At 75.5% G+C, this 15,798-nt stretch carries 17 protein-coding genes; 8 read left to right on the top strand and 9 right to left on the bottom strand.

Annotation, left to right across the window (positions count from 1 at the left end):
• Positions 1-59 precede the first annotated feature (59 nt).
• On the bottom strand, positions 60-221 hold the full coding sequence (locus IU369_RS16730) for a hypothetical protein (RefSeq protein ID WP_217922120.1): 162 nt from the start codon (positions 219-221) through the stop codon (positions 60-62).
• A gap of 86 nt (positions 222-307) precedes the next feature.
• Between IU369_RS16730 and IU369_RS16725 the strand changes: the two genes are divergently transcribed.
• Positions 308-499: a hypothetical protein gene (locus IU369_RS16725; protein WP_217922119.1), complete on the top strand. Its 192-nt coding sequence runs from the start codon at positions 308-310 to the stop codon at positions 497-499.
• A 6-nt stretch (positions 500-505) separates the two neighbouring features.
• Here the strand turns inward: IU369_RS16725 and IU369_RS16720 are convergent, their stop codons facing one another.
• Positions 506-2,098, bottom strand: coding sequence for a peroxidase family protein (locus tag IU369_RS16720; RefSeq protein ID WP_217922118.1), 1,593 nt, complete (start codon positions 2,096-2,098; stop codon positions 506-508).
• 182 nt (positions 2,099-2,280) lie between these two features.
• Between IU369_RS16720 and zwf the strand changes: the two genes are divergently transcribed.
• A complete protein-coding gene (gene zwf / locus IU369_RS16715) occupies positions 2,281-3,759 on the top strand; it encodes a glucose-6-phosphate dehydrogenase (protein WP_217922117.1) in 1,479 nt (492 codons plus the stop codon).
• Here zwf and IU369_RS16710 read toward each other — a convergent pair.
• From IU369_RS16710 to IU369_RS16695, 4 genes are read right to left on the bottom strand one after another with little or no spacing between them, the layout of a single operon-like run.
• On the bottom strand, positions 3,756-5,525 hold the full coding sequence (locus tag IU369_RS16710; RefSeq protein ID WP_217922116.1) for a SpoIIE family protein phosphatase: 1,770 nt from the start codon (positions 5,523-5,525) through the stop codon (positions 3,756-3,758). The genes zwf and IU369_RS16710 overlap by 4 nt on opposite strands.
• A 10-nt stretch (positions 5,526-5,535) precedes the next feature.
• Entirely contained in the window at positions 5,536-6,879 is a 1,344-nt protein-coding gene (locus IU369_RS16705; RefSeq protein ID WP_217922115.1) for a dihydrolipoyl dehydrogenase family protein, read from the bottom strand.
• A 7-nt stretch (positions 6,880-6,886) separates the two neighbouring features.
• Complete coding sequence (locus IU369_RS16700; protein ID WP_217922114.1) at positions 6,887-7,939, bottom strand: LLM class flavin-dependent oxidoreductase; 1,053 nt, start codon at positions 7,937-7,939, stop codon at positions 6,887-6,889.
• Between the two features lie 5 nt (positions 7,940-7,944).
• A complete protein-coding gene (locus IU369_RS16695; protein WP_217922113.1) occupies positions 7,945-8,811 on the bottom strand; it encodes an SDR family NAD(P)-dependent oxidoreductase in 867 nt (288 codons plus the stop codon).
• Between the two features lie 101 nt (positions 8,812-8,912).
• On the opposite strand from IU369_RS16695, the gene IU369_RS16690 reads away from it, so the two are divergent.
• From IU369_RS16690 to IU369_RS16680, 3 genes are read left to right on the top strand one after another with little or no spacing between them, the layout of a single operon-like run.
• Positions 8,913-9,125, top strand: coding sequence for a hypervirulence associated TUDOR domain-containing protein (locus tag IU369_RS16690; RefSeq protein ID WP_217922112.1), 213 nt, complete (start codon positions 8,913-8,915; stop codon positions 9,123-9,125).
• A gap of 31 nt (positions 9,126-9,156) precedes the next feature.
• Positions 9,157-9,594 carry a helix-turn-helix transcriptional regulator gene (locus IU369_RS16685; protein WP_217922111.1) on the top strand — a complete coding sequence of 146 codons (438 nt, stop codon included), beginning with the start codon at positions 9,157-9,159 and terminating at the stop codon, positions 9,592-9,594.
• Between the two features lie 38 nt (positions 9,595-9,632).
• Positions 9,633-10,061 carry a VOC family protein gene (locus IU369_RS16680; protein WP_217922110.1) on the top strand — a complete coding sequence of 143 codons (429 nt, stop codon included), beginning with the start codon at positions 9,633-9,635 and terminating at the stop codon, positions 10,059-10,061.
• Here the strand turns inward: IU369_RS16680 and IU369_RS16675 are convergent.
• Genes IU369_RS16675 through IU369_RS16665 form a run of 3 tightly spaced genes read right to left on the bottom strand, consistent with a single transcriptional unit; the run spans position 10,055 to position 12,404 of the window.
• Entirely contained in the window at positions 10,055-10,600 is a 546-nt protein-coding gene (locus IU369_RS16675; RefSeq protein ID WP_217922109.1) for a nitroreductase family protein, read from the bottom strand. The genes IU369_RS16680 and IU369_RS16675 overlap by 7 nt on opposite strands.
• Before the next feature lie 2 nt (positions 10,601-10,602).
• Positions 10,603-11,211, bottom strand: coding sequence for a response regulator (locus IU369_RS16670; protein ID WP_425516832.1), 609 nt, complete (start codon positions 11,209-11,211; stop codon positions 10,603-10,605).
• Positions 11,212-11,249: 38 nt separating this feature from the next.
• Positions 11,250-12,404: a sensor histidine kinase gene (locus IU369_RS16665; RefSeq protein ID WP_217922107.1), complete on the bottom strand. Its 1,155-nt coding sequence runs from the start codon at positions 12,402-12,404 to the stop codon at positions 11,250-11,252.
• Positions 12,405-12,528: 124 nt separating this feature from the next.
• Between IU369_RS16665 and IU369_RS16660 the strand changes: the two genes are divergently transcribed.
• The 3 genes from IU369_RS16660 to IU369_RS23660 all read left to right on the top strand — a co-directional run bounded on the left by IU369_RS16660 (position 12,529) and on the right by IU369_RS23660 (position 15,783).
• On the top strand, positions 12,529-13,485 hold the full coding sequence (locus IU369_RS16660) for an ABC transporter ATP-binding protein (protein WP_217922106.1): 957 nt from the start codon (positions 12,529-12,531) through the stop codon (positions 13,483-13,485).
• A complete protein-coding gene (locus tag IU369_RS16655; RefSeq protein ID WP_217922105.1) occupies positions 13,482-14,183 on the top strand; it encodes an ABC transporter permease in 702 nt (233 codons plus the stop codon). Before IU369_RS16660 ends, IU369_RS16655 begins: the two co-directional genes overlap by 4 nt.
• Before the next feature lie 136 nt (positions 14,184-14,319).
• Entirely contained in the window at positions 14,320-15,783 is a 1,464-nt protein-coding gene (locus IU369_RS23660) for a DUF4389 domain-containing protein (protein ID WP_217922104.1), read from the top strand.
• Positions 15,784-15,798: the final 15 nt, after the last annotated feature.

The raw sequence follows: 15,798 nt of genomic DNA, 5'->3' as shown, positions 1-15,798 counted from the left end.
CGGCGCGCATCATAGCCGAGCGCCGGAGCGCCCCCGCGAGCCCTCCCCGAGCCGGACGGTCAGATTCCGGGCCCTCCGGTGGCGGGCGGGTCCGAGCTCGGGAACGACTCGCGGGCGTCCTCCTCGGCGCGGTCCTCGTCCTCCTCGACGGGCGGCTCGTGGGGCGGCACGCCGGGCTCGCGGTCGTCCGGGACGGGGGTCGACGCGGGATCCTTCTGCAACGGGGCCTCCTCGATGGGACGTTCCGCCCCCACCTTCCCCGGGAGCGCCGCGGATGAACCGCGGTGGCGCCGGGTAGGGGGGTGGCATGACGACGCAGCCGATACCCGACCCGTTCCCCACGCCCCCGAGCATCCCCGAGCCGTACCCGCCCGACATCCCCGAGCCGGGTCCCGACCCGGTGGAGCCCGTCCCCGGTCCGGCGATCATCCCGGAGCCGTACCCGCCGAGCGCCCCGGAGATCCCGCAGCCCGACCCGGTGCCGCCCCCGCAGATCTGACCGCCCTCAGCCCCCGAGGGGGTTGAGCAGCTCCTCCCGGCCCTCGGCCGCGACGAGCAGCAGGTCCACCATCCGGAACGTGTCGGGGTCGGGGCCGAGCGTCGGCCTCCACGCGGGGTCGGCGAGGATCGAGATCGTGCTGCCCTCGATCGCCCGGTGGAACGTCTCCGCGACGATCCGCCCGCCGACCCCGGCCATCCGCCCGCCGTTGAACTCCGCCTCGCGGAGCACGTAGAACCACAGCGGCGTCTCGCGGCCGAGCAGGCGGCGCTGGGCGGCGTCGAGGCCCGAGAGGTCGGCGCCGCGGTTGCCCCGGATGATCCGGTCGGCGTCGAGGCCGCTGACGGTCACGCCGCGGGACCGCATCAGCGCCAGCATCTGCTGCCCCGTCGCGAGCTGCAGCATCCTGGCCCGCGTCAGGTTCCGGAACGCCAGGTTGCGTCGCACCGCGACGCCCTCCGGTCCCCCGGTCGATCCGGCGGGGAGGTCGGCGAGCGGGTTCGCGAGCAGGGTGTCGATGCGCCGCGCCATGTTCAGGCGGCTCCGGCCCCCGACCATGGGACGCAGGTCCGGCCGGCCCGCCTCGCGGAAGTCGTAGAGGCGCCGCATGTCGGCGATCCAGTTCGTCGGCAGCCGCGGCCCGCCGCCGAGGCCCCCGCCCCCCGTGAAGCCGAACAGCAGCGACAGGCTCCCCGCGCCGTCCTCGAACACCCGGTTCCAGTCGTAGGCGGTGCGCACCATGCTGTGCCCGAGGCGGTACGCCGCGACGGAGAACTCCACCGGCATCGTCGGCGCGGCCCCGGGCGGGGGCGCCGTCTCGAACACCCGCCGCCCCCGGGTGAAGACGTCGTCCACGAGCTGGGGCTTCACGATCCGCGGCAGGAAGTCGGTGCGGATCATCCACTGGTAGTGGCGCACCACGATCTCGCGGGCCCGCCCGTACCGCTCCCCCGGCGGCACCCCGTCCGCCGCGAGCATGGCGACGACGCGGTTGTGGAACCGGATGAAGTGGAGGTGGGTCTGGGCGACGGCGAGGTTCTCGTCGTTGCGGGGATCGGGGATCAGGGGGCTCCCGTCGGGCCGCCGCGGCAGGTCGAACCCGGCGCGCGGTCCGTCGTCGACGCCCGGCGTGCGGAAGTCGGACCGTCGCGTCGCCCCGATGCGGAGCCGCCCCCCCGAGGCGTGGAAGGCGGGCGTCAGTCCCGGGCCGAGGCCGTAGAGGGAGTCGAGGTCGAGGCTCGGCGAGCGCCCCTGGACGAGGTCGGCCACCGGCACCACCGCGTCCTCCCGGAGGCGGCTGCGGTCGAACGTGAGGTCGTGGTCGAGGAACTGCCCGAGGTACGTGTAGCCCGCCGGCACCGCCGACCGCAGCGTCGGGCCGCCCGCGTCGACGTCCATCGTCATCGCCGCCGCGAGCCGCCGCCGCAGCCGCTCCGGCATCGCGCGGCCCTTCGGCCCGAGGCGGGAGAAGCGGAACGCCCGCAGGTCGGGCTCCGCGAGCGACGCCGACGCGACGGCGCCCGGCACCGATGGGGCCGTCACGCCGAGCAGCCCCTCGCCCACCACGAAGTAGTCCTCGCGACCGTGGTGCGCGGCCATGGTCCCACCCCCGTCGGATCGGGCGGCCACCCCGGCCGCGTGACCTCCCGCGACCGACACTACGACCGTGCCCGGGCGACGGGCAAGCACCCGTCCCGACCCGCGGCGGCACGTGGCGGGGCCCGTTCGGGCCCCCGGGCCGAGGAGCGGCGTCCGCCGCCACCGGTAGCGTCGCGTCGCAGATGTCGCGGAACGACCCCGATGACGTCGCCGTCTCGGCGATCGCCCCCCTGGAGCCCTACGTCGTGGTCCTCTTCGGGGCGACCGGCGACCTCGCGCGGCGCAAGCTGCTGCCCGGGCTGGTGCACCTGACCCAGGCCGGCCTGATGCCGGACTTCCGCATCGTCGGCGCCTCGCTCGACCCCCTCGACGACGACTCGTTCCGGAACCTCGCGCGGTCCGCGTGGGACGAGTTCGGCCGCCGCCCCGTCCCCGACGACGAGTGGGCGGCGTTCGCCCGGCGCCTCACCTACGTGGACCTGACGAAGGGCACGGAGGAGCTGGCGAGCCGCGTCGGCGCCGCCCGCGACGCCCTCGGCGGGACCCCCCGGTACCTCCACTACCTCAGCGTGCCGCCGAGCGCGGCGTCGACCGTGATCGACCAGCTCTGGAGCGCCGGCCTCGTGGGCCGCGCCCGGGTGATCATGGAGAAGCCGTTCGGCACCGACCTCGCCAGCGCCCGCGCCCTGAACGCGATGGTGCAGTCGGTGCTCGACGAGGAGCAGGTCTTCCGCATCGACCACTTCCTCGGCAAGGAGGCGGCGCAGAACATCCTCGCCCTGCGCTTCGCGAACGGCCTCTTCGAGCCGATCTGGAACCGCAACAACATCGACCACGTCCAGATCGACGTCCCCGAGACGCTCAGCGTCGAGGGCCGCGCCGGCTTCTACGAGGCGACCGGCGCGTACCGCGACATGGTCGTCACCCACCTCTTCCAGGTGCTCGCGTTCACCGCGATGGAGCCCCCCACCGCGCTCGCGCCCGACGCGATCGGCGAGGAGAAGGACAAGGTCTTCCGGTCGATGCTGCCGATCGGCCCGGGGGACGTCGTCCGCGGCCAGTACGACGGGTACCGCTCCGAGCCGGGCGTCGCCGACGACTCCAACACCGAGACATTCGTGGCGTTGCGCTGCTTCATCGACAACTGGCGGTGGTCGGGGGTGCCGTTCTACCTGCGCACCGGCAAGCGCATGGCCGAGGGTGCGCGGATCATCTCCATCGCCTTCAAGGAGCCGCCGCGGAGCATGTTCCCCGCGGGCTCGGGGGTCGGCCAGTTCGGCCCCGACCACCTCACGTTCGACCTCGCCGAGGCGTCGCGCCTGTCCCTGTCGTTCTACGGCAAGCGCCCCGGACCGGGGATGCGGCTCGTGAAGCAGAGCCTCCAGTTCTCGCTCTACGAGGACCAGGCCCACGAGGAGGTGCTCGAGGCCTACGAGCGCCTCATCTACGACGCGATGATGGGCGACCACACCCTGTTCGCCAACGCGAAGGGCATCGAGCGGCTCTGGGAGGTCTCGCAGGGGCTCATCGAGGAGCCGCCGGAGGTGCTGCCCTACGCCCCCGGCTCGTGGGGTCCGCGCGCGATGCACGGCCTGCTGGCGCCCGCCACGTGGCGGCTGCCGTTCGAGCGCCGGTGGAGGGGTCCCGCCACGGGCGCCTAGCGGTACCGGCGCATGACGAGCAGGGCGATGTCGTCGGACGCGACGGGGCCGGCGTGGTCGCGGACCGCCTGCTCGATCCGGGTCGCGACCGCCTCGGCGTCGAGCCCGGCGCACCCCTCCAGCACACGTGCGACCCCGGCGGCGCCGAGCTGCTCGCCGTCGCGGCGCGCCTCGCTGACGCCGTCGGTGAACAGCACCAGGGTGTCGCCGGCCCCGAGGGCGAACGGCACCTCGTGCAGGCGCGGCGCGTCGAGGACGCCCACCAGGGTCCCGGGGACGCCGAGTGACGCGACGCCGCCGTCGGCGCGCAGGACGAGCGGGTGGGGGTGGCCCCCCAGGCAGAGCGTCCCGGCGACCCCGCCGGCCCCGGCGTGGAACCGCAGGTGCGCGGCGGTGAGGAAGCTGCGTCCGTCCTCGATCAGCACGGTGTTGAGGCGGCGCAGCACCTCCGCCGGGCCGTGGCCGCCGCGGGCGTCCGCCCGGATCACGTGGCGGGCCTGCGCGGTGACGGCGGCGGCCTCGGGGCCCTTGCCGCAGACGTCGCCGATGACCGCGCCCCAGATCCCGTCCCCGACGGGGAAGAGGTCGTAGAAGTCGCCGCCGACGCGGCCGCCGTCGTCGGAGGGGAGGTACCGGGCGGCGACCTCGAGCTCCGGCACCGCGGGCAGGCGCCCCGGCAGCAGGCTGCGCTGCAGCACCTCGGCCGTCCGGTGCTCCCGGTCGTAGAGGCGCCCCCGCTCCATCGCCTGCGCGCACTGGTCGGCGAGGGACTGGGTCAGCGTCCGCTCGGCGTCGGTGCGCACCCGGCCGCCGTCGAAGACCAGGCCGAGGACGCCGAGCAGCCGGTCGCCGGCGGCGAGCGGCACGGCGGCCGCCTCGTCGCCGACCTCGTCCGCGATGGCGGCGCTCCGGGGGAACCGGCGCGCCCACTCCGCGCCCGAGATCCACACGGGCCGCCGGGTGCGCGCCGCCTCCGCGGAGAGGAGGGAGTCGTCGATCTCCATGCCCTGCAGCGCACGGCGCACGGCGGGGGGGAAGCCGACGGAGCGGACGGCGGTGAAGCGGGTGCCCTCGTCGTCGGTCAGCGCGATGTTCGCGGCCCGGGCGCCGAGCACCTCCACGGCCTCCCGCAGCGCGATCTCCGCGATGTCGTCGAACGACAGCGCGCCGAGCAGCGATGCGCTGGCCCGCTGCATCCGCTCGAGGGCGACGATCGCGCCACGGCTCTCGGCGAGCGCGAGGCGCAGATGGATCTCGGTGCGCGCCGTGTCGGCGAGCGCGCCGAGCACCTGGACCTCGCGCTCCGACCACTCGCGCGTCCGGGCGTCGACGACGCAGAACGTGCCGAGCACCTCCCCGCCGGGCGCCCGCACGGGGAACCCCGCCCACGCCACGACGCCCATGGAGGCGATCGACGGGTTGTCGCGCGTCCGGGCGTCGGTGCGCGCGTCGCCCAGGATCAGCGGCTCGCCGCTCTCCACCACGTACCGGCAGAAGGACTCCTCGACGGTGTTGCCGCGGGGGGCGCCGTCGGGGAGGCCGGCCGCGCCGATCCAGTGCGAGTGCGTGTCGTCGACCGCCGTCAGGAACGCCCAGGGGGCGTCGAGCAGCGCCGCCGCGAGGCTGGTGAGGCGGTCGAAGGCCTCCACGCCGAGCCCGTCACCCCCCACCAGATGGGTGCGGCGCACGGCATCGAGGCGTGCCGGGTCGTCGATGGGCGAGCGGAGCTCCGGCACGAAGTCGCCCATCGTACGCGTCCGCCGCACCCGGGGCCGCCTACATGTCGAGCTCCCGTGCGGCGGTGACGATGGTCTCGGCGAAGGTCGGGAACTGGCCGATCACGTCCCGGAGCACGTCCACCGGCACCCGCGCACGGACGGCGAGCACGGCCATGTGCATCCACTCCGACGCGAGCGGGCCCACCGCGTGGGCGCCCACCACCACGCCGGCGCCCCGGTCGGCGACGAGGCCGACGAGGCCGCCGACGTCGCGGCCGTACGTCGATGCGCGCTCGTGGTCGGCCAGGTCGACCGTCGCCGTCGCGACGTCGATGCCCTGCTCCCCGGCCTGCTCCGCCGTGAGGCCGACGGCGGCGACCTCGGGGTCGCAGAACACCGACCGCGGGATCGCGGAGTAGTCCGCGTCGCGGGGCTCGCCGAGGATGTCGGCGCACGCGATCCGCCCCTGGTACGACGCGAGGTGGGTGAACTGGCCGACGTCGGTCACGTCGCCGATCGCCCAGACCCCCTCCGCCAGACGGCAGCGGGCGTCGACGGCCAGGCCGCCGTCGCCGGGGGTGACGCCGACCGTCTCGAGGCCGATGTCGTCGACGCGGGCGTGGCGCCCCGTGGCCACCACGAGGCGCGCGACGACGTGCTCGGAGCCGTCGTCGAGCACCACCCGGGTCATGCCGCCGGGGGCGGGGGCGACGCGCACCGCCTCGGTGCCGAGCGCCAGGGTGATCCCCTCGTCCGTGAACCGGCGGGCGAGCAGGCCGGAGACCTCCGGGTCCTCCTTGCCGAGAAGCCGCGGGGAGGAGTCGGCGATCGTGACCTGCGCGCCGTAGCGCGACAGCATCTGGCCGATCTCGACGCCGACGGGGCCGGCGCCGAGCACGAGGGCGCTGTCCGGGACCTCGTCCATCTCCATCGCCTCGCGGTTCGTCCACGCGCCGACGTCGCGGATGCCCTCGACCGGCGGCCACGTGGCGGCGCTGCCGGTCGCGACGACGACGCGGGCGGTGGTGTGGCGCTCGCCGTCGACGGTGACGGCCCCCGGGCCCGCGAGCGCGCCGCGGCCGCGCAGGATCGTGACGCCGCGGTCGGCGTAGGCGGCGACCTTGCCGGAGTCGTCGCGCCCCGAGACGACGTCGTCGCGGAACGCCCGCACCGCCCCCCAGTCGTCGAGGGAGGCACGGACCCCCGGCACGACCTGCGCGGCGTGGACGGCCTCCGGCGGACGCAGCAGCGCCTTGCTCGGCATGCACGCCCAGTAGGGGCACTCCCCGCCCACCAGCTCCTGCTCGACCATCGCCACCGCCATCCCGGCGTCGGCGAGGCGGCCGGCCACGGCCCGCCCCCCCGACCCGGAGCCCATCACCACCACGTCGAACTCCGCCATCAGGCGCTCAGCCCTCCCGGAGGCGCGGCAGCACGCTTGCCCCGTACATGTCGATCATCCGGGCCGGGTCCGCCCCGGAGGCGTTGACGAGCACGATCGCGGTGGCGCCGAGCTCGCGCATCAGCTTCAGCTTCGTGACGTGCGTGTCGGGGTCGGCGGAGACGAGGTTGCCGGTCGTGAACGTGCGGTCCGACACGTCGGCGCTCTTCGCCTGGATGTCCGCCGGGACGTGGATGTCGTCCGTGTAGAGCTCGTCGGCGAGGCTCGCCTTCCACTCGCGGCTGGTCTCGAGGGCCTCCTCGTCGGTCGCGGCGACCGACGCCAGGCTCTGCAGGATGACCTCGCCGGGCGCGCGGCCCGCGTCGTCGCAGCCGCGACGGTAGGCGGCGAGGATCCCCGGCGCCGACGTCGGGTCGCCGAGCGTCCAGACGCCGTCGCAGAGGCGGCCGGCGAGCTCGGCGGCCTGCTCGTGGAACGCCGACAGGTAGACGGGGGGACGCCGCTCGGGGCGCAGGTAGAGGCGCGCGCCCTTCGTGCGGAAGTACTCGCCCTCGTAGGTCACCGTCTCGCCGTCGAGCAGGCGCGTGATGATCTCGAGCGACTCCTCCGTGCGGCGGAGCTGCTCGCCGGTGCTCGGCCAGTCCATGCCGGCGGGCGTCTCGTTCATCGCCTCGCTCGACCCGGCGCCGAGGTACGCGCGGCCGGGGAACATCACCTCGAGCGTCGCGAGCTGCTGGGCGACGACGACGGGGTTGTAGCGGTGCACGAGGCCGGTGACGCCGGTGCCGATCGAGATCTCGCTCGTCGCCTGGCCGGCCGCGCCGAGCCACACCCACGCGTTCGCGCAGTGGGCGGGGGAGGGCTCACCCGGCTCCCACCACGGCGTGATGTGGTCGCTCGCGGCGATGCCGTCGAAACCCGCCTGCTCGGCGAGCACGGCCTGGCGCAGCAGGTCGTCGGGGCCGAACCGCTCGTGAGAGGCCCCCAGCACGTACGCGACCTGGTCCGGCTGGTTGCGGCGCGCCCACATGACGCCGCGGATCGATTCGATGACTCCCATTGCGGTCAGTTCCCCTCTCCGGGCTTCTCGCCCGGATCGTGTGCGAATCCCTCGAGTGAATGGCGGACGGGCAGCGACACCGGCGGCGCCGTGATGTCGCCGCGGCGGCCCGGGAGGCCGCGGGAGATGCCGACGCCGCCGTCCACGACCCAGACCACGCCGGTGACGAAGGTGGCCTCGTCGCTCGCCAGGAAGGCGTAGACGTTCGCGATCTCCTCGACCGTCGCCCGGCGTCCGACGATGGTGGAGTCCACGATCGTCTGGGCGGCGTCCGGGGTGTGCGGCCCCGCCTCGGGGCGCGTCTGGCCGGTGTCGGTCGGGCCGGGCACCACCACGACGGCGCGGACGCCGTCGGCGGCGGACTCGGCGGCGACACCGAGGGTGAACGAGGTGGCGAAGCCCTTCGTGGCGCCGTAGATCGCCATGTTCGGGATGCCGGACACGCCGGCGGTGCTGCCCGCCGTCAGCACCACGCCGCGGCTCTCGCGCAGGGCGGGCAGGGCCGCCCGGGTCATGAGCACCAGCGACCGCGCGTTCGCGCGGAACAGGCGGTCGAGCTCGCTCACCGGCATCTCGTCGGCGGGGCACATGCGGTCGGCCTCGGTCGCGGCGTTGTTGACGACCACGTCGAGGCGCCCCCATTCGTCGATCGCGGCGGCCACGCAGCGCTCGGCGGTGCCCTCCTCCCCGAGGTCGCCGGCGCACGCGACGGCGCCGGGCCCCAGGCCGGCGGCGGTGCGTGCGACGTCGTCGATGGGGTCGTCCTCCAACCCGCTCACCACGACCCGCGCACCCTCCGCGGCCAGCTTCAACGCCACGGCCTCGCCGATGCCGGCGCCGCCGCCCGTCACGATCGCGACCTTCCCGTCCATTCGTCCCATGCGGCGGGGGTTGCCCCGGTCCCGGTGTTCCCAACCCCGGATCGGCGGGTCCCCGCGCGGGTATCCCCGGCCAAACGACGAGGGAGGACCCCATGGCACGGGATCTGCGGGCGGGCGACCGCGTGGAGTGGAACACGCCCCAGGGCACGACCCACGGCACGGTGGTGCGGCGGCTGACGTCCCGGACGCACGTCGAGGGCCACACCGTCGCCGCGAGCGAGGACGACCCCCAGTACCTGGTCGAGAGCGCGACGACGGGCGCCCGGGCGGCCCACCGCCCCGAGGCGCTCCGCCGCCGCGGCTGACGGCGGCCGCCGCGCTTGCGAGGATGGGGACATGGCGCCCGTCCCGTCCGACCGCCACCTGCTGCGCGCCCGCGACCTGATCGACGCCCGGTACGCCGACCCGTTGGACGTGCCCGCCCTCGCGCGGGCGGCGGCGGCGTCGCCCGCCCACTTCTCCCGGGCGTTCCGGCGGGCCTTCGGCGAGACGCCCCACCAGTACTTGCTGAGCCGTCGCATGGAGCGCGCCGCCGCGTTGCTGCGCGACACCGACCACACCGTCGCGCGGATCTGCGCGGAGGTGGGGTTGTCGAGCGTCGGCTCCTTCACCACCTCCTTCGGGCGCAGCCACGGGATGACGCCGACCGCCTACCGCGCCGCGCACCCACCGGTCGCCCGGCGCGCGCTCGTCCCGTCGTGCGTGGTGATGGCGTGGACCCGGCCCCGCGATCGCGCAGGTTCGGAGAAGACGGGGGCTCCGGCACCGGGCTAGCGTCGGGGGCGTCACGACGTACGACCCGGGAGGTCCCGATGAGCACGACGCGCCTGGCCCACGTGGGGCTGTGGGTGCACGACCAGGAGGAGGCGCTGGCCTTCTACACCGGCACGCTGGGCTTCGAGGTCCGCGAGGACGTCACCCTCCCGGAGCTCGGCGGCTACCGGTGGCTGACGGTCGCGCTGCCCGGCGAGCTGACGGGGTTCATCCTGAACGTCCCGGAGCCCCCCATGTTCGACGAGGAGACCTGCCGGTCCGTGCTGGAGATGGTCGCCCGCGGCCGGACGGGCGGCTTCATGCTCGAGTGCGACGACTGCCGCGCGACGTTCGAGGACCTCCGCGCCCGCGGCGCCGAGTTCACGCAGGAGCCGACCGAGCAGCCCTACGGCATCGACGCGGGGCTGCGGGACCCCTCCGGCAACCACATCCGCCTCGTCCAGAGGACGGACGCCCCCGGCTACTGAGCCCCCGGGTCGCGCCGGATGTCGGCGAGGGGGCGCCGGCCGAGGGGGATCGCCGGCCGCCCGCCCCCGGCGGGGCGGGGCGCCGGCCACCCGACCGCGATCCCGGTGCGCACCCGCCATGGCGCGGCCACCCCGGCGATGGCCGTCGCCCGCGCGACGTTGTCGTCGGGGAAGAACGTGACGGGGCACGTGCCGAGGCCGACGGCGCGGGCGGCGAGCATCAGCGACTGGGCGAGCCGCCCGCCGTCGAACTCGGCGTCGGCCCCGCCGCCGGCGGTGTCGAGGGCGAGCAGCAGCACGACGGGGGCGGCCTCCAGGTGCCGGGCGTAGGCGCCGAGGCGGCTGAGCTCACCACGCCGGGACGGGTCGCGCACCACCGCGACGCGCCACGGCTGGCGGTTGCGGGCCGACCCCGTCCACCGCCCCACCTCGAGCACCCGGTCGAGGTCGCCGTCGCCGACGTCGCGGTCGGTGAACCAGCGGGTCGCCCGCAGCGACGCGAGCCGCCGCAGCTCCCCGTCGGCCCCCGGCGCCGGCACCCTCAGGCGAGCCCGGCGTCGTGCACGAGCAGCGCCACCTGCACCCGGTTGTTCAGGTCGAGCTTCGCCATCGTCCGGGACACGTGCACCTTCACCGTCGGCACGCTCATGTAGAGCTCCCGCGAGATCTCGGCGTTCGTCATCCCCCGGCCCAGGGCGACGGCGACGTCGCGCTCGCGGTCGGTCAACGCCGCGATCTGGCCCGCCGCCGCCCGCCGCCGCGCGTCGGTCTCGTCGTCGGCGATGTGGGCGATCAGCCGGCGCGTCACGGCGGGGGACAGGAGCGCCTCGCCGGACGCGACGACGTGGATCGCCCGGACGATCTCGGCGGGCGGGGTGTCCTTCAGCAGGAACCCGCTCGCGCCGGCCCGCAGCGCCCGCACGATCTGCTCGTCGGCGTCGAAGGTCGTCAGGACGATCACGTGCGGGGGCTCGGGGAGGGCGCGCAGGCGCTCCGTCGCGGCGAGGCCGTCCATCACCGGCATGCGGATGTCGACGAGCACCACGTCCGGCCCGTGCGCGCGCACCGCGGCGACCGCCTCCGCGCCGTCGGCCGCCTCGGCGACGATCTCGATCTCCGGGTCGCCGGCGAGGAGCATCCCGAGACCCATCCGCACCAGCGGGTCGTCGTCGGCCAGCACCAGCCGGATCACGCGGGCGCCGTCCACGGCAGCCACGCCGTCAGCACGTAGTCGCCCCCGCCGGCGCGGCCGTGGGAGATGCGGCCCCCCGCCAGCTCCACGCGCTCGCCGAGGCCCGCCAGCCCGGCCCCCGCCCCCGGGATGCCCGCCGCCGCCGCGGCGCCCACCGGCAGCGGGTTGCGCACCTCGACGCGCAGGCCCTCCCCGGGCGCCCCCGCGATCCGCAGCGTGACCCGGCTGCGCGGCGCGTGCTTGCGGGCGTTCGTCAGGCCCTCCTGCACCACCCGGTAGGCGTGGCGTCCGGCGTCGCGCGGCGCGTCCGCCAGCGCGAGCCCGTAGTCGGGGGTCACCGCCATCCCGGCCCCGATCGACTCGTCCACCAGGCGCGGCACGTCGGCCAGCGTCGGCTGGGGCGGCTCCGGCTCGCTGCCGCCGTCGTCGCGGAGGGCGCCGATCACGGCGCGCAGCTCCTCCAGGGCCCGGTGCGCGTTGTCGCGGATCACCCCCGCCGCCCGCGCCACGTCCGCGCGGGGGGCGTCCGGCCGGTACTCGAGGGCCCCGGCGTGCAGGCTCACCAGCGAGAGGCGGTGCGCGAGCACGTCGTGCATCTCCCGGGCGATGCGCTCCCGCTCGCCGAGCCGGGCACCCGCCACCCGCAGCGCCTGCTCCGCCTCGGCCCGCTCGGCGCGTTCGGTCAGTGACGCGATCAGCTCCCGCCGGGCGCGGACGAACATCCCCCAGCCGACGAGCACCGCCGTGAACAGCACCCCCATCGTCACGGAGACCCAGTAGGGACTCTGGGAGTCGGGGTACAGCGCCAGGTAGACCGCGCCCCCCGCCGCGTGGAGGACGGCGACCGGCAGCGCCACGCGCGCGGGCCGGTGGACGGCGAGCGTGAACACCGCGATCCCCGCGGCGACACCGCCCATCGCCGACACCGCCCCGATCGGCAGCAACGCCAGCGCCACGCCGAGGGGCCAGCGGCGGCGGAACCACAGGGCCAGGCACGCCGCCGACCCGACGACCAGGTCGATGACCGGCCACGGCCCGCCCGGGCCGTCGGAGGTGAGGCTGATCGGGAGCCCGACGCCCACGGCGACGGCGATCGCGGCGAGGTCGACGAGGAGGTCGCGACGTGACCGGGTGGTGGCCGGGGTGCGCATGTCCTGACGATACGACGGCGACGGCCCGTGATCGTGGCCGGAGGGCCACGTATCGACCTTCGGCGGACACGGAATGGCCACCTGGCCGATGGGATGCCCCGGTCCCGCGCGCTTGCCTGGGGACATGACATCTCTCGCGAGCTTCCACGAACTCGGCCGGCGCTACGGTGACCTCACCGTCGTCGACCGCCTGACCTTCGACGTGCCCGAGGGCGCGGTCACCGGCCTCCTCGGCCCGAACGGCGCCGGCAAGACCACGTCCATCCGGATGCTGCTGGGGCTCACCCGGCCGACGTCCGGCAGCGTGACCCTGCTCGGCGCGGCCCCCGGTGGCGCCGGCTTCGCCGACGCCGTCCGGCGGGTCGGCAGCCTCATCGAGGGCCCCGCCCTCTACGCCCGGGCGAGCGCCCGGGACAACATGCGCATCGAGGCCGCCGCGCGGGGCCTCGACCCCGCGGCGGCGCGCATCGAGGAGCTGCTCGCCTTCGTCGGCCTCGCGGACCGCGCCGGGTCGCGGGCCGGGACGTTCTCGCTCGGCATGAAGCAGCGCCTCGGCCTGGCCCTCGCCCTCATCGGCGAGCCGCGCCTCGTGGTGCTCGACGAGCCGACGAACGGCCTCGACCCGGCGGGCATCGTCGAGATGCGCGAGCTGATCGCCCGGCTGCCCGAGCGCGGCACCAGCGTCCTCGTCTCGTCGCACCTCCTCTCCGAGGTGCAGCTCATGTGCGACCGGGCGACGATCATCCACCACGGCCGGCTCGTGGCGCAGGGGACCATGGACGAGCTGCTCGCCGGGCAGGGCGGGGGCCTCGGCTTCACCGTGCGGGTGCCGGGTGGCGACGCCGGGCGGGCGCGGGAGGTGCTCGCCGCCGCGGGCCTCACCGTGGGTGCCGGCGACGGCGGTGCGCTGGCGGTGTCCGGCGAGATCGCCGACGGCACCGACATCAGCCGGCCCCTCGCCGGGGCCGGCATCCACGTCAGCGAGCTGGTCCGGCGCTCCGCGAGCCTCGAGGACGTGTTCCTCTCGCTCACGGGCGATGACGACGCGACGGCCGTCACGGCCGAGGAGGTGGCGGCATGACCGCTGAGATCCTGAAGCTCCGCGCCCTCCCCACGCCGCGGTGGACCGCCCTCGGGGCGCTCCTCGGCCTCGCGACGGCGATCACCGTCGCGATCTTCGCCGGCATCGGCGAGGACCAGCTCGCCGTCGCCCTCGGCGCCGACCTGCCGACCTCGGTCGCCGCGATGATCCTCGGCGTCTGGATCGTCGGCCTCGAGTACGGCCAGGGGACCATGCGGAGGGTCCTCACCGCCGAGCCGCGCCGCGCCCGGGTGCTCGCCGCCAAGCTGGGGCTCGCGCTCGCCGCCGCGGTGGTGCTGACCGTCGTCGTCTACGCGATCGCGATCGCGGCGTTCCCGTCGATCGCGTCCGCCCACGACACCGACCTGCCGGTCTCCGACCTGCTGCGCTCGGGGGCGGCGGCGCTCGTCTCGAACGTCGCCTACGCGGCGATCGGCGTCGCGTTCGCGCTGCTGACGCGCAGCATGGCGGGCGGCATCACCATCGCCCTGGTGTTCGCGTTCGTGATCGAGTCGGCCGTCTCGGCGATCCCGCGGGTCGGTGACTGGACGGCGCAGTCGTCGGTCGTCGAGATCCACGACGCCCTGACCCAGCAGCCCGGCGACCACGCGGTGCTGCGCGCGTCCCTCGTCCTCGTGGCGTGGGTGGTGGGGCTCGTCGGCCTCGGGGCGGCCCGCTTCATCCGCCGGGACGCGTGACCCGGGCCGCCGGATCGCGGGTAAACCCGCAGGTCGCCTCCCGGCGCGCGCCGATTGCGCCGCCGGGCGGCGGCCCTACGGTCGCGCCACGGCGCAGACGGGGGAGGCATGCCATGAACCGGACGGGGATGGACACGTGAGCGGTGGACGGATCGTGCTGCTGGTGGTGGGGTCGCTGCTCGCGCTCATCGGCCTGGGCGCGGCCGCCGGCGGCGGGGCGCTGCTGTGGGCGCACGAGACCCAGCGCGACGCCGACGGGTACTTCACGACCGACACCGGGCGCCTGGCGTCGACGGGGTACGCGATCGTCTCCGACGAGATCGACCTGGGCGCCGAGTGGGACGACACGAGCTGGGTTACCGACCTCGGCGACCTGGTGCGCACCCGCGTCGCGGCCACCTCCGCCGCCCCGGACGGGGCGGTCTTCGTCGGCATCGGCCCCGACGCGGCGGTCCGGCGCTACCTGGCCGGGGTGCCGCACGACCGGGTGACCGACCTCGACACCGACCCCTTCTCCGCCGACTACACGCGGGTGCCCGGGGCACGCGCCCCCGCGGCCCCCGGGACGCGTGGCTTCTGGGTGGCGTCGGCCGAGGGCACCGGGCGCCAGGTGGTCGAGTGGGAGCCCCGCGAGGGCAACTGGGCGGTCGTCGCGATGAACGCCGACGGGTCGCGCGTCGTCCGGGCCGACGTGCAGCTCGGCGTGCGCATCGGCCTGCTCGGGCGCATCGCGTGGATCGTCCTCGCCGTCGGCCTGGTGATGCTGGCGACCGGGGTCACGATGATCGCGTTCGGCGCGCGGGGCGGCGGGGAGCCGCCTCCGGGCGACGGGGAGGGGCGACCGGTGGTCGCCGCGCCCGCGTCCCCCGCGCCCGCCTCCGCCGCGCCGGTGGGCGCCCACGCGCCCCGCGCCCCGCCGGTCCGCATCGAGGGCCGCCTCGACGACGACCTCTCCCGGTGGCTGTGGCTGGTCAAGTGGCTCCTGGCGATCCCGCACTACATCGTCCTGACGTTCCTCTGGATCGCGGTGCTCGTGCTCAGCGTCGTGGCGTGGGTCGCGATCCTCGTGACGGGCCGCTACCCGCGGGGCATCTTCGACTTCGTCGTCGGCGTGATGCGCTGGAGCTGGCGCGTCGCCTTCTACTCCTACAGCGCCCTCGGCACCGACCGGTACCCGCCGTTCACCCTCGGCCCGGCCGACTACCCGGCGACGCTCGAGGTCGACCACCCCGAGCAGCTCTCGCGCGGGCTGGCGCTCGTGAAGACGTGGCTGCTGGCGATCCCCCACTACCTGGTGATCGGCGTGTTCGGCGGTGGCGTCTGGTGGTCGGGCGCGTGGCTCGGCGGCCAGGACTGGGACGGCGGGTGGAGCTGGACCGGGTGGGGTGGCGGTCTGATCGGCATCCTCACCCTGATCGCCGCGGTCGTCCTGCTGTTCACGGGGCGCTACCCCCGCGGGGTCTTCGACCTCGTGATGGGGCTGAACCGCTGGGTGTACCGGGTGGTCGCCTACGCGGGGCTGCTGCGCGACGAGTACCCGCCCTTCCGCCTCGACACGGGCGGCCGGGAGCCGGCGGTGGGGGAGCGTCCCGTGGACTGAGGCGGGGCGCCCGCC

Source organism: Miltoncostaea oceani (assembly GCF_018141545.1).
Classification (GTDB): domain Bacteria; phylum Actinomycetota; class Thermoleophilia; order Miltoncostaeales; family Miltoncostaeaceae; genus Miltoncostaea; species Miltoncostaea oceani.
Note: the sequence above shows the minus strand (reverse complement) of the source record. Positions and strands in the feature narration are given on the sequence as shown.

Bases quoted from the DNA above. Each gene is read 5' to 3' on its own strand.
- IU369_RS16725 (WP_217922119.1), top strand. From the start codon at position 308: ATGACGACGCAGCCGATACCCGACCCGTTCCCCACGCCCCCGAGCATC.
- IU369_RS16720 (WP_217922118.1), bottom strand. From the start codon at position 2,098: ATGGCCGCGCACCACGGTCGCGAGGACTACTTCGTGGTGGGCGAGGGG.
- zwf (WP_217922117.1), top strand. From the start codon at position 2,281: ATGTCGCGGAACGACCCCGATGACGTCGCCGTCTCGGCGATCGCCCCC.
- IU369_RS16705 (WP_217922115.1), bottom strand. From the start codon at position 6,879: ATGGCGGAGTTCGACGTGGTGGTGATGGGCTCCGGGTCGGGGGGGCGG.
- IU369_RS16700 (WP_217922114.1), bottom strand. From the start codon at position 7,939: ATGGGAGTCATCGAATCGATCCGCGGCGTCATGTGGGCGCGCCGCAAC.
- IU369_RS16695 (WP_217922113.1), bottom strand. From the start codon at position 8,811: ATGGACGGGAAGGTCGCGATCGTGACGGGCGGCGGCGCCGGCATCGGC.
- IU369_RS16690 (WP_217922112.1), top strand. From the start codon at position 8,913: ATGGCACGGGATCTGCGGGCGGGCGACCGCGTGGAGTGGAACACGCCC.
- IU369_RS16685 (WP_217922111.1), top strand. From the start codon at position 9,157: ATGGCGCCCGTCCCGTCCGACCGCCACCTGCTGCGCGCCCGCGACCTG.
- IU369_RS16680 (WP_217922110.1), top strand. From the start codon at position 9,633: ATGAGCACGACGCGCCTGGCCCACGTGGGGCTGTGGGTGCACGACCAG.
- IU369_RS16670 (WP_425516832.1), bottom strand. From the start codon at position 11,211: ATGGGTCTCGGGATGCTCCTCGCCGGCGACCCGGAGATCGAGATCGTC.
- IU369_RS16665 (WP_217922107.1), bottom strand. From the start codon at position 12,404: ATGCGCACCCCGGCCACCACCCGGTCACGTCGCGACCTCCTCGTCGAC.
- IU369_RS16660 (WP_217922106.1), top strand. From the start codon at position 12,529: ATGACATCTCTCGCGAGCTTCCACGAACTCGGCCGGCGCTACGGTGAC.
- IU369_RS16655 (WP_217922105.1), top strand. From the start codon at position 13,482: ATGACCGCTGAGATCCTGAAGCTCCGCGCCCTCCCCACGCCGCGGTGG.